The 12191-nt window shown below is 69.2% G+C and carries 10 protein-coding genes; 8 read left to right on the top strand and 2 right to left on the bottom strand.

Annotation, left to right across the window (positions count from 1 at the left end; translation table 11 throughout):
• Positions 1-20 precede the first annotated feature (20 nt).
• Positions 21-533 carry a two pore domain potassium channel family protein gene (locus NQZ70_RS33130; RefSeq protein WP_129577808.1) on the top strand — a complete coding sequence of 171 codons (513 nt, stop codon included), beginning with the start codon at positions 21-23 and terminating at the stop codon, positions 531-533.
• Positions 534-601: 68 nt separating this feature from the next.
• Here the strand turns inward: NQZ70_RS33130 and NQZ70_RS33135 are convergent, their stop codons facing one another.
• Together NQZ70_RS33135 and NQZ70_RS33140 are read right to left on the bottom strand one after the other, a co-directional pair.
• A complete protein-coding gene (locus NQZ70_RS33135) occupies positions 602-1390 on the bottom strand; it encodes a trans-aconitate 2-methyltransferase (RefSeq protein ID WP_129577809.1) in 789 nt (262 codons plus the stop codon).
• 555 nt (positions 1391-1945) lie between these two features.
• Complete coding sequence (locus NQZ70_RS33140; protein ID WP_165374294.1) at positions 1946-3184, bottom strand: hypothetical protein; 1239 nt, start codon at positions 3182-3184, stop codon at positions 1946-1948.
• Positions 3185-3280: 96 nt separating this feature from the next.
• On the opposite strand from NQZ70_RS33140, the gene NQZ70_RS33145 reads away from it, so the two are divergent.
• From NQZ70_RS33145 to NQZ70_RS33180, 7 genes are all read left to right on the top strand, one after another.
• Positions 3281-3709 carry a BON domain-containing protein gene (locus NQZ70_RS33145; protein ID WP_129577810.1) on the top strand — a complete coding sequence of 143 codons (429 nt, stop codon included), beginning with the start codon at positions 3281-3283 and terminating at the stop codon, positions 3707-3709.
• A gap of 996 nt (positions 3710-4705) precedes the next feature.
• The gene (locus tag NQZ70_RS33155) at positions 4706-6667 is read left to right on the top strand and encodes an amino acid adenylation domain-containing protein (protein ID WP_207217553.1); all 1962 of its coding nucleotides are present in this window, start codon (positions 4706-4708) and stop codon (positions 6665-6667) included.
• A gap of 17 nt (positions 6668-6684) precedes the next feature.
• Positions 6685-7674 (top strand): chlorinating enzyme, encoded by a 990-nt coding sequence (locus tag NQZ70_RS33160; RefSeq protein ID WP_129577811.1) that lies wholly within the window; start codon positions 6685-6687, stop codon positions 7672-7674.
• Positions 7671-8042, top strand: a complete 372-nt coding sequence (locus NQZ70_RS33165) for a cupin domain-containing protein (RefSeq protein WP_129577812.1) — start codon at positions 7671-7673, stop codon at positions 8040-8042. The genes NQZ70_RS33160 and NQZ70_RS33165 overlap by 4 nt, the downstream gene beginning before the upstream one ends.
• Entirely contained in the window at positions 8011-9285 is a 1275-nt protein-coding gene (locus NQZ70_RS33170; protein WP_237244257.1) for an alpha/beta fold hydrolase, read from the top strand. Before NQZ70_RS33165 ends, NQZ70_RS33170 begins: the two co-directional genes overlap by 32 nt.
• 16 nt (positions 9286-9301) lie before the next feature.
• A complete protein-coding gene (locus NQZ70_RS33175; RefSeq protein ID WP_257792803.1) occupies positions 9302-10744 on the top strand; it encodes an FkbM family methyltransferase in 1443 nt (480 codons plus the stop codon).
• 77 nt (positions 10745-10821) lie between these two features.
• Positions 10822-12072, top strand: coding sequence for a benzoate/H(+) symporter BenE family transporter (locus tag NQZ70_RS33180; protein WP_129577814.1), 1251 nt, complete (start codon positions 10822-10824; stop codon positions 12070-12072).
• The last annotated feature ends 119 nt before the right edge of the window (positions 12073-12191 follow it).

Genomic DNA, 12191 nt, shown 5'->3' on the forward strand with positions numbered 1-12191 from the left:
CGCGGCCGGGAGGGCACGCCTTGGGAGATCGATCAGCGCTCGCCGCGAGGAAGATCGTGGAGGACGTCGCGGCCGCGGCCCCTCCGCTCGGCCGCGACGAGCGGCTGCGCGGCGCGGTCGCCCTGCTCGCGCTGGGCCTCGCCGCGGGGGGAGCGGGCGAGCTCTCGTACGACCGGCTGAAGCAGCGCTTCCAGCAGCGCTTCCGGAGCGCGATGACGCGCGACCCCCTCGACGCGCTGGCGGTGATGCTCGTCGGGTGCTCGACCCTGTTCTACCAGGCCGAGCACGGCGAGAACCCGCGGTGCGCGAGCTTCCTGGACGCGGTCCTGTTCATCTCGACCTGCGTGTCCGGCGGTTACGCCGACCGGCTCGCGCAGACCGCCGCGGGCAAGGCGATCGCCTCCTTCGCGATGACGATGGGCCCCGCGCTCGCGGCCTCCGCGCTCGGGGCGCCGCAGGGCGCGGACGACCAGGGCCGGGCGATCGTCGAGCGGCTCGACGGGATCCTCGAGGCGCTGCGCGCGCCGAGGTGATCGGCGGCGCCTGCGGGCTCCGGGCGACCGCCGGCGGGCTCCGGGCGACCGCCGGCGGCTCAGGGCGCTCACCTGCCCGGCTTCGTCCCCTCGACCGCGCGGAGGACCATGACCAGGCCCGCCGCGACGTCGCGGCAGAAGTCCGCGTAATCGCGCCGCGCCTCGCCCTGCTCGGGCTCGGTGAGCGCGCCGGCCGAGATCATCGCGGGGCCGCAGCCGTCGATGACGTGGAGCCAGATGTCGAGCGCCGCCGCGAAGCCCGGATCGCCCCGCCGGAAGCGCTCGTCCTGGTCCGTGACGCGGACGGCCTCGAGCCCGTGCGCCGCGAGGCGCCCGGCGAGGTCGTCGGCGAGCGCGTTGTCCAGGCCGAGGCCCGCGCGCCACGCGAGGAACGCCGCGTAGAACCGCCGCATCGACGCGGGGGGCTCGGGATCCCAGCGCAGGCGCTCGTGGCTGTAGTCGAGCACGACGACGAGGCCGCCCGGCTTCGTCGCCCGCACCATGCGCGCGAGCGCCTCGTCGAGGCGAGGCACCCACTGGAGCGCGCGCGCCGCGGTCACCACGTCGAAGCGCGCCTCGGCGTCGAACGCGAGCACGTCGCCGCACGCGAAGGACAGGCCGGGCCGGCCGGCGAAGCGCGCCGCCGCCCGCGCGAGGAGCTCCGCGTCCCGGTCCAGGCCGAGGACCTCGCCGCCCGGCTGCACGGCCTCGGCGATGCCCGCGGTGATGGCGCCCGTCCCGCAGCCGACGTCGAGCACCGACTGGCCCGGCCGGAGCAGCTCGGCCAGGCGGCGGTGATCGCCCGCGAGGGTGCGGCGGTCGAGGACATCCTTCGACGATCGATGCTGCTGGCTCATGCGCGCGGAATGGTCGAGTCCGGACGGCTGGGAGTCAACGCCCCGGCAACATCGCGCCCGGTCCGGAAGGTCGCGGGGCGTGCCCGGCACGGCAGCCGGGCTCTACCGCGAGAGCGGCTCGGCACGGAATGAGCTAGAAATGAGCTAGAAATGTGACCGGGCAGCCCGAGCCTTTGCATCGGGCGCCGAGCTCGGCAGCACGTGCGTCGGACACCGAGCTCGACAGCATGTCGACGGCGCGAATCGGTGTCCGGGGCAGCTGCCCCGGGGTCGTCGCCCGCGGCCATCCATGCCTCGATCGACAGAGCCCGCGCCGCTGCGCGAGAGAGCATCCGTGGACTCCCTAGGCATTCTCGGGGGGAGCCCTAACTCGCGATGTCGCTGTGGCACAACGTCTCGATGGGACGCTTTGCCGCCCTGACGTGAGGCACTTTGCACCTCGGCGCGTGCGCGGCGGGCGTGTTCTTCCTGAAAACGGACCGAAACACCGCCCTGCCTGTTCTGGAATACCCCTTGCGATGCGGGGCCGCGCTGGGGCATCGAGGCCTCGGTTCTTCAGGTCACGCGGCAACGGACAGGCGCGCAGAGCAGGCGGCCCGATCGCCGTTGCCCCTCGTGCCCTCGAGCGTCGACTGGACCACGAACGTGGGCGACGCGGTTTCGCTGCTGTGTCGCAAGAAAGGCGGAGGAGTCATGCCGAATCGTCAGGGATGGATCGACGAGGAACATAACGACGAGCGGGGACGCGACGAGGAGAGGTTTGGGCGACACCAGGGGCAGCGAGGCGATGAGGGATATCGAGGCGAGCGCGGAGCCGCCGGCGATGCTAGCTACGGGCATCGTGGCAATTACGAGCAAGTCGTCCAGCGAGACGATCAGCGCCATGCCCGAGGTGGCCAAGAGGACTTCCGCGGCGGATGGGCTCAGCGGGAGCTCGGCGGCCGCGGTCACGAGGGTGAGCGCGGCTGGGGCGGCGAGCGCGGCTACGGCGGCGAGCGCGGTTACGGCGGCGAGCGCGGCTGGGAGGGCCGGCAGGATCGCGGCTGGTCCCAGCGCGAGGACTTCGGAGGCCAGCGCCAGGCGTCGGGCGGCTACCGCGATGACTTCCAGCGAGGAGGTCGCGACGATCTTGGCTCCAGGCGTGGCTACGGCGGCGGCCAGGGCGGCTTCGGTGGCGGCCAGGGCGGCGTCGGCGGCGGCCAGGGCGGTTACGGCGGCCAAGGTCACTTCGGCGGCGGCCAGAGCGGCTACGGCGGCCAAGGCGGCTTCGGCGGCGGCCAAGGCGGTTACGGCGGCGGCCAGAGCGGATTCGGCGGCGGCCAGGGCGGCTATGGCGGCCAGGGCGGCTTCGGTGGCCAGGGTGGACTCGGCGGCCACGGCGGCGGCCAGAGCGGATTTGGCGGTCAGGGCCACTTCGGCGGCGAGCGTGACTTCGGCGGCGGCCGGGGCGGCTATGGCGGCCAGGGCGACTTCGGCGGGCAAGGCGGATTCGGCGGCGGCCAGGGCGGCTACGGCGGCGGCCAGGGTGGCTATGGCGGTCAGGCCGGATTCGGCGGCAGCCAGGGCGGCTATGGCGGCCAGGGTTACCACGGCGGCGGCCAGGGTGGATTCGGTGGCCAGGGTGGATCTGGTGGCGGCCAGGGCGGCTTCGGTGGTCAGGGAGGCTTCGGCGGCGGCCAGCGCGAAGGCTACGGAGCCCGGGGCGGCCTCCGGCAGTGGGCCGACGACGAGCGCGGCTGGAGCGAGCGCCGCGGGTACGAGGGCCAGGAGCCCCGCGTCCGCGATCAGGGCCATTCCCCTTACCAGTCCGGCGGACAGGGCTACCAGTCCGGCGGGCAAGGCTACCAGTCCGGCGGACAGGGCTCCGGCGGCCGGAGCTTCCTCAGCACCGTGGGCGGAGACGTCGGGGGTTCGCGCGGCCGTCCGCCCAAGGGATACAAGCGCTCGGACGAGCGGATCCGGGAGGACATCTGCGACCATATCTCCGATCACCCGGATCTCGACGCGAGCGACGTCGAGGTGAAGGTGCAGAACGGCGAGGTCGTCCTCACCGGCACCGTCCGCGAGCGCCGCTTCAAGCACCAGCTCGAGATGCTCGCCGAGCGGATCTCGGGCGTGACCGACGTGCGGAACGAGATCCGGCTCTACCGCGAGCAGCAGCAGGGCGAGGCGAAGACGAGCTCCGGGCTGTCGTCGAGCGAGCGCTCGACGGCGGGCTCGACCAGCGCTGCCGCGGGCACGTCCGGCGGCGCGACCTCGATCGGCGCCACGTCGACGTCGGAGACGAAGAACAACGAGTCGCGCCGGAACGCCTCGTAGCCTGACGCTGCCCTTCATCTGTCCTCCGACCGACCCCGGCGAGCCCGGGTAGGTCGCCTCCCGCAGCTCGCGGCGCAACCCTGGCAGCACGACGTCGAGCAGAGCGCCTGGTCGGCGCTCTGCTGATCCGAAGCGCCCCTCGATCACGGGCCAGACCGGCTTCCAGTACACGCCCGTAGCCTCCATGGCCACGAGCTTGCAGCCCTGCTCGTCGAGCCAGTCCGCCAGGGCCAACACCTCGCTCGCCGTGGCCCCGAACATCCGTAACGACCTCTCCACCTTGCCGTCGATCAGGACGCGCGCGCAGGCCACCGTGTCTTTGCGCGCGTCGAGGCCGCGCGTTTCATCCTCGGGGTCGGCGGTCCCGCCGTGTGGAACTCAGGCACATGGAACGCAAGAGTGCGTTCGCTCGCATCGCCACGCGCGAAGCCGGGCGGGTCCGCGCACCGCTCACCACGACCTGCTCTTCCAGGAGGTCACGGAATTCAGCATAGACGTACCGAATCGCGCCGAGCTGAGCGAGCGGACGAATGTGTCGGGCAAGTTTCAGGACAGCGTCGGCCGACCCATGCTCCATGGCGGCGATCCAATGGATCCCACCCCCGATGACGATCCCGCGCGCGTCGCGTTCGTGCTACCGCCGATCGAGGGCTGTACGCGGCGCGGGCACCAGAAACACCGCGCATTCGCGCGATCAGCGCGCGAATGCGTCACGAGCGCCGTTGTAATTTTCCGATTCAACGCCAATTTTCCAGCCCGTCACCCCCACGCCACAACACGCTCGACCGGAACACAAAAAATGTTTCTTGACCAACCAGAGCAACGAACTTAGTACTGTCCCTGACAGGAATAGCCATACGCTCGGGGGGCGGGCTCAATCCGCGGCGCCGCTTGCATCGGCTCGTGCACTTCAAGAGTACACCGACGCCAATCGGCATTCGCGGCGCGACGTGAACGCGCATCGCGCTGCAATGCCTTTAGGGCGTCGCTCCTCTTGTGTTGCGCGGCGCGCCGGCAATGCGTCGACGGGGCAGCGCCCCTCTTGCTGCCCATTGCCAATTTCTAGAGGAAATATCAATGCTTGAGACCAATAATGGGTCGCGAGGACGGGCGCTGGGCGAGCAGGTTCAGCGGTCGCCCGGGAAGTGCCTGCACGAGATCTTCACGGCGATCGCGCTGGCCCATCCGGAGCGCGTGGCCGTCAGCACGCCGGAGGACGACATCTCTTATGGCGAGCTGAACGCGCGCGCCGACCGGCTCGCGTGCACATTGCGAGCGCTGGGCGTGGGTCCGGATGTACTCGTGGGACTCTACGTCGACCGCAGCATCGACATGATCGTCGGGCTGCTCGCCATATTGAAGGCAGGCGGCGCGTACGTGCCCATCGATCCGACCTACCCGCCGGCGCGAGTTCAGCTCCTGATTCGCGACAGCGCCGTCTCCGTCATCGTCAGCGTATCGCGCATCGCATCGCTCGGCCTGCGCGATTGCGAGGCGAAGGTCGTCTTCGCCGACCAGGATCCGGCGCCCGTCGGAGCGGCGCCTTCCGGCTCGCCGCCGGCGAGCGTCTCCGACGGCAACGTTGCGTACGTGATCTACACCTCCGGCTCGACCGGCAAGCCGAAAGGAGTGCTGGTCGAGCACCGCAATGTCGTCCGGCTGTTCGAGCAGACCCACGCGTGGTTCGGTTTCGACGAGCGCGACGTATGGACGATGTTCCATTCGATCAGCTTCGACTTCTCCGTCTGGGAGATCTGGGGCGCGCTGCTCTACGGTGGGCGGCTGGTCGTCGTGCCGTTCGACGTGTCGCGATCTCCGGCGCGGTTCCTGGCGCTGCTCCACGAAAAGCGCGTCACCGTCCTGAACCAGACGCCGTCGGCGTTCCGTCAGCTCGTCGCGGCCGATCTGGCGTGCGATTCGCCGGCTGCGCTGTCGCTCCGGCTCGTGATCTTCGGCGGCGAGCGCCTGGACACCCAGCAGCTCGCGCCGTGGATGGCGCGCCGCGGCGACCAGCACCCGCAGCTGATCAACATGTACGGGATCACGGAGACAACGGTCCACGCGTCGTACCGGCCCGTCGTCCGAGGAGATCTCGCCGAGCCCGAGATCAGCCCGATCGGCGTCCCGTTGCCGGACCTGCGATTTTACCTCCTTGATGAAGCAGGGCAGCCTGTTCCCGACGGCGTGCCGGGCGAGCTTTACGTCGCCGGTGCGGGCGTGGCGCGCGGCTACCTGAATCGCCCGGAGTTGACCGCCGAGCGCTTCTTGCGCAGCCCGTTCGGTGACGCCGACGGCACGCATCTGTACCGCTCAGGCGACCGGGTCGTGCGCAGGCCGAACGGCGAGTACGCCTATCTCGGGCGCACCGACGATCAGATCAAGGTGCGCGGATTCCGCATCGAACCGCGCGAGATCGAGCTGTGCCTGAACGGCCACCCCGAGGTGCTCGCGAGCGTCGTCGTGCCCCACGACTACGGCGACGGGGACGTCCGGCTCGTCGCCTATCTGGTGCCACGGCCCGGCGTTCAGCTCGATATCTCCTGGGCGAGCAAGATCGGCGCCGATCTGCAGGCGCGAGCGACCGCGGCGCTGCCGGTCCACATGAGGCCGTCGGCCTATGTGGCCATGGCCTCGCTGCCGCTCACAGCCCATGGAAAGATCGACCGAGCCGCGCTCCCTGCGCCTGCGGCGGGCCAGCGCCTGGAGAGCACCGGGGTCAGCGCCACGAGCCCGACCGAGATGTGGGTCGAGGCGCTCTGGCGGGAGATCCTCGACCTGCCGCGCGTCGGCAAGGACGATGACTTCTTCGATCTTGGCGGCACGTCTCTCGCGCTCATCCGCATGTTCGGGCGGGTAAACGACCGGTTCGGCACGGATCTGGATCCCGCCGTCATGGGCGACGGCGCGACGATCGCGCAGCTCGCCAGCAGCATCGACAAGGCGCTGAACAACAAATAACCGTTGAGAGTCAAGCAATGAGCACTGTTTCTGGGAAGGCTTCCACCTTTTCATTGACGCCCGAGGAGGCCAGCGAATTTCACCGACGCGGCTATGCCGGCCCGTTCACGCTCTACGAGCCGGAGGAGATGAAGGAGCTGTGGCGGCGCGAGCGGCTCAGGATGCTTGACCGCAGCGCCGCCATCTATCAGGACGAAGCGGCCAAGTCCGGCGTGACGAACATCGCGAACTACGACCGCCACCTCGACAACGCCTTCCTTGCGTCGCACATCTGCAGGCCGCAGATCGTCGACCGCGTCGCGAGCATCCTCGGGCCGAACGTCCTGTGCTGGCGCACCGAGTTCTTCCCGAAGTATCCGGGCGACGAGGGGACGGACTGGCATCAGGCCGACACGTTCGCCAACGCCTCCGGTTCGCCCCAGATCGTGTGGCCGGAGGACAGGGAGTTCGGCGGAACAATCACGGTGTGGTCGGCGTTCACCGAGGCCACGGTGGACAACGGCTGCCTGCAGTTCATCCCGGGCACCCATCGCACCATGTACTACGACGAGACCAAGAGGATGCACTACGATCCGAGCTTGATCAACAGCGTCGACAAAGGGAGCACCCGGCGCGGCTTCTTTGGTTACGACTACCGCCAGCTGCAGAAAGATCCGGACTGGCAGCCGGACGAGTCGAAGGCCGTGTCGATGGTGATGCGGCCAGGCCAGTTCATTATGTTCTGGTCCACGCTCATGCACGCGTCGCACCCACACAGCGGCAAGACGAAGGATATGCGGCTCGGCTTTGTCTCGCGCTACGTGCCCACCTCGGTGAGGATCTACCCGGACACCGAGGTCATCGAGGAGTACGGCGGCAAGGTGAGCCTGGAGAAGTACGGCGCCGTGCTCGTCAGCGGCCGAAACGAGTTCACCCACAACCGGATCGCGACGAGCACCACGCTCGGCCACCGCTTCGTCACGCGGGACATCACGGCCGCTTCCGCGCAGCAGGAAGCGCACGCATGAACGAGAGGGCCGCCGCGCGCGTGTCGCTGGCAGAGAAGTTCGCGCTTGTTGACCGGCACTGGACCCCGAAGATCGTGGGCGAGCTGAACGGCCAGTATGTCAAGTTGGCCAAGTTCAGCGGCGAGTTCGTATGGCACAAGCACGACGACGAGGATGAGATGTTCCTGGTCATCAAGGGCGAGCTCACGCTCAAGCTCGAGGGCCGCGACATCAACCTCCGCGAAGGAGAGTTTGCCATCGTGCCGCGCGGCACCCTCCACCTTCCAGTGGCTGCGGGCGAGGCGCACGTCCTGCTCTTCGAGCCGAAGAGCACGGTGAACACGGGTGAGCTAAACCATGCCCTTACTGCCGACTGTGAATGGATCTGACCGCCGCGCGCTGGCAGGCGACGACGAGGAGCCCCAGGCGTCCGCCCGCGCGGCGGTGCGGCGCCTGGCGGCCTCGATGTCATCCGTCGCGCCGCTCGTGAACGCGCTCGACGCGCCGGTGCGCGTCGCGGTGTCGGGGCCCGGCGCGCCCGCGGGCGCAGGCCTCACGCTCGGTGAACTGGGTGACGAGATCCAAGCGTTGCTCGACCGGCTGGCGGACGGCGCCACGGCGCGGCGTATTGTGCTGCACCGCGACGCGGCGCCGCTGTCCGCGTTCGAGCTCATCGTCAGCGATCGCCTGGCGCTCGCGTCGATGCTTGAGCTGCCTCCTGACGTGCTCCGCGCGCTGCGCATGGTCGTGGACGACGTCGCGCTGGGAACGCGCGCGCACGGCGTCGAGGGGGCGCTCGAGCATCGGGAGCTGCAGTCCTGGGACGGATCCCGGCTGCGGGTCTACGCCGATGGGTCGAGCGACCGCAAGGCGGTCGTGCTCGTTCAGGCGTGCGGCATGCCGATCGGCCTGTGCGAACCGTGGATGCGTCGCCTGGCTCAGGAATTCCGCGTCATCACGTGGGAGAGCCGCGGGCTTTTCGGCGCGATGGGCACGGCGGACGAGTTTGACGCGCGGGCGCACGACGTGTCGGCGCAGGCGCGCGACATGCTCGCCGTCATGGACCACTTCGGCGTCGAGCGCGCCCACGCCACGGCGCTGTGCGGCGGCGCGGTGATCGCGCTCGCCGCGGCGGCGACAGCGCCGGAGCGCATCTCATCGCTGAGCCTCTGGCACGGTGACTACGAGCTCGGCGAAGACGCGCCGAAGACGCAACATCAGCGCGACGTGCAGACGCTCATGACGATGGCCGGCAGGGGGCGCGCTAAGGCCGCGGGGCTACAGAAGATGTTCAAGCGACCGTCCGTGCTCGCCCAGATTCGCGCCGACATGGCCCATCACGTGATGTATCCCTACGCGAGCGGCGAGCTCCTCTACCGCTATGGACGGCTGAACGGCGCGATCATGGATCATGACTGCAGGTCGCTGCTCGACCGGGTAGGCCAGCCGGCCCTGGTGGCCACGAGCCATGACGACCATACGGCACACCCGGATGGGTCGCGCTACGTCGCCGGCAAGTTGCGGCGCGCAGAGTTGTACATGGGAGAGCACGGGGATCACCTGTCGTTGTTCGAAGCCGAATCACGCCTCGGTGATCTGGCCGCTGCGTTCATCGCTCGCGAAGCGAATTGAAGAATCGGGCAGGAACATGAACCACAATGACAATGATGTGAACTGCGCGCTCACCTCTTGCCTCCGCGGTCATGCCGCGGTCGAGGACGCCGTCGTGGCGTCGGGGGGCTCTGATTCTGGCGCGCTCGTCGCTTACATCGTCCCGGATGCCCATCGCGCAGGGGAGATCCGGCGCGCGTGCGCGCTCGAGGCAGACGGCCGCCTCGAGGGGCTGTCGCTCCACGAGCCGAGCGCCGACCTCTTGGTCGCGCAGCGGAATCGCACGGAGACCGACTTCCTATACCGAGAGATCTTCCTCGACAATGCCTATTTGCGGCACGGGATCGAGCTGCCGGAGCAAGCGTGCATCATCGACGTGGGCGCCAACATCGGCATGTTCAGCACGTTCGCTGCGAAGACCTGCCCGACCGCGCGCATCGTCGCGGTCGAGCCCATCGCCGAGCTCAGCCGCGCGGTGCGCGCCAACGCCGAGATCCACCGCGCGGACATCACGGTGCTGAACTGCGCCATGGGGAGCGAGGCGGGTCGGACCGAGTTCACCTTCTACCCCAACAACACCGTGATGTCGGGCCGCTTCGCCGACGCGGAGGATCGCGACGTGCTCCGCGCCTACCTGCTCACGGGCGAGGGCGCGCAGGAAGGACGCCTCCTGGACGACCTCGTCGCGGACCGCATGGCGATGGAGCGGCGGAGCGTCGAGGTCATGACCTTGCGGCAGGTGGTCCAGCTCCAACGTATCGAGGAGATCGATCTCCTGAAGATCGACGTTGAAAAGGCCGAGATGGACGTCCTGAGCGGCATGGACGAAGCGACGTGGGCCAAGGTCGCGCAGATCGTCATCGAGGTACACGACATCGGGGGTCGGCTCGCCGAGGTCCTGAAGATGCTCGGCGACCGGGGCTTCGACGTCGCGAACGACTGCGACGCCCGCATGGTCAAGACGGGCTGCTATACCGTCTACGGCCGCCGTGCGCAGAAGCGACGCGCCGGCGCGCGGACCGGCGCGGCGGCTCCCGCCGAGCGCTGGCCGACGCGGCGCAAGCTCGCCGACGACCTGCGCGCCGCGATCACAAGCCAGCTCCCAGGCCATCCTGTCCCCGAGCGCTTCATCTTCGTGAGCGCCCTTCCCACCGAGGCCAGCCTCCGCGAGCGCGCGGCGCTCTCTCGCGCGGGGCACGCGCCGCGCCCGCAGGAGGGTAGCCGCAACGAGATCGAGTCGCGCCTCGCCGACATCTGGCGGGATCTGTTCGGAGCGAGCGCGGTGCGCCCTGATATGGATTTCTTCGAGCTCGGCGGGAACTCCCTGACGGCGGTGCGGCTGCTCTCCCGGATCGAGGACAGCTTCGGAGCAGACGTCCTCGCGCCGGACGATATCTTCACGGCGAGCCGGCTCGACGACATGGCGGCCGCCATCGATGCCGCGCTCGCGGCGCGGCAGGCCGGCGGCAGCGCAGCGTGATCCGGCGTAGCGTGGTGTGGCAGGTCTGCAGGCCCTGGACAGCGCTGGTTGATTGACGCGGCCGTGGATGTATGTTCATGCCGAGGACTGTGACGAGCTCGATTCCGCTATCCGTCGTCGTCGCGGGCTTCATCACTGTCCTGGTCGGCTTCACCAGCGCGGCCGCTATCGTGTTCCAGGCCGCGAGCGCCGCCGGCGCGACGCCGGCCGAGCTGAGCTCCTGGATGGGCGCGCTCGGCCTGGGTATGGGCGTCACGTGCATTGGCCTCTCGCTGCGTTACCGAGCGCCTGTCGTCACGGCCTGGTCCACGCCGGGCGCCGCGTTGCTCGTCACAAGCCTCGCCGGCGTATCCATGGCGGAAGCGATCGGCGCCTTCGTGCTCTCGGCGGCGTTGATCACCATCTGCGGGCTGACCGGCTGGTTCGAGCGGGTGATCGATCGCATCCCGCTGCCGATCGCCTCCGCTATGCTGGCTGGCGTGCTCGTCCGCTTCGGGATGGACGTGTTCACCGCCATGAAGACCAGGTTCCTGCTGGTCTTCTCGATGTTCTTCGCCTATCTGCTCTGCAAGCGCCTGTGGCCTCGTTACGCGGTGATCGTCGTGCTGTTCCTCGGCGTCGGCGTATCATGGTGGCAAGGCTTGCTCCGCATCGAGTCGTCCCAGCTAACGCTGACGACGCCGACGTTCGTCATGCCGACGTTTTCCTGGCCCGTCCTGATCAGCGTGGGGATTCCGCTGTTCGTCGTCACGATGGCGTCGCAGAACCTCCCCGGCGTGGTCGTCATCCGCGGCTCCGGCTACGCGACGCCGGTGTCGCCGTTGATCACATGGACCGGTGTCACCACCCTGCTGCTCGCGCCGTTCGGGTGCTTCGCGCTGAACCTCGCCGCCATTACCGCCGCCATCTGCATGGGCAAAGAGGCGCACGAGGATCCGGCGAAGCGGTACCTGGCGAGCGTGGCCGCCGGCGTTTTTTACCTGCTCGTCGGCGTCTTCGGGGGGGCGGTCGGCATGCTGTTCACGGCCTTTCCCAGAGAGCTCGTGCTCGCCGTGGCCGGGCTCGCGCTGCTCGGCACGATCGCGAGCGGCCTCTCCGGCGCCATGAGAGACGAACGCGCCCGAGAGCCCGCGCTGGTCACCTTCCTGGTCACCGCGTCGGGCGTCTCGCTGTTCGGGATCGGCGCCGCGTTCTGGGGGCTCGTGACCGGCGTCTTTGCGCTGGCGGTGCTCAACTGGTTCCAGCGCGCCGCTCCCGCGCAGGCGATCGCCGCCCGCGCGGACACAGCCTTGAGCGAGGCGCCGCGCGATGCGCTCGATAGATCCTGAAACGTTGCCTGCCGTCCGCTCCTGCGAATCGAGAGGCTGAGATGAGTATCGAGCAGATCCCTACCGCAGCCCCTGGCCTCAATCGCTGGATATACCGCCCGGCCCCGCGAGTGAACGCG

The sequence above is a fragment of the Sorangium sp. So ce836 genome (assembly GCF_028553905.1).
Lineage (GTDB): Bacteria > Myxococcota_A > Polyangia > Polyangiales > Polyangiaceae > Sorangium > Sorangium cellulosum_D.

Coding starts and splice junctions, on each gene's coding strand:
- NQZ70_RS33165 (WP_129577812.1), top strand. CDS start 7,671: ATGAACGAGAGGGCCGCCGCGCGCGTGTCGCTGGCAGAGAAGTTCGCG.
- NQZ70_RS33175 (WP_257792803.1), top strand. CDS start 9,302: ATGAACCACAATGACAATGATGTGAACTGCGCGCTCACCTCTTGCCTC.
- NQZ70_RS33135 (WP_129577809.1), bottom strand. CDS start 1,390: ATGAGCCAGCAGCATCGATCGTCGAAGGATGTCCTCGACCGCCGCACC.
- NQZ70_RS33160 (WP_129577811.1), top strand. CDS start 6,685: ATGAGCACTGTTTCTGGGAAGGCTTCCACCTTTTCATTGACGCCCGAG.
- NQZ70_RS33140 (WP_165374294.1), bottom strand. CDS start 3,184: ATGGCCCTGATCGCGGACGCGGGGCTCCTGGCCCTCGTACCCGCGGCG.
- NQZ70_RS33180 (WP_129577814.1), top strand. CDS start 10,822: ATGCCGAGGACTGTGACGAGCTCGATTCCGCTATCCGTCGTCGTCGCG.
- NQZ70_RS33170 (WP_237244257.1), top strand. CDS start 8,011: ATGCCCTTACTGCCGACTGTGAATGGATCTGACCGCCGCGCGCTGGCA.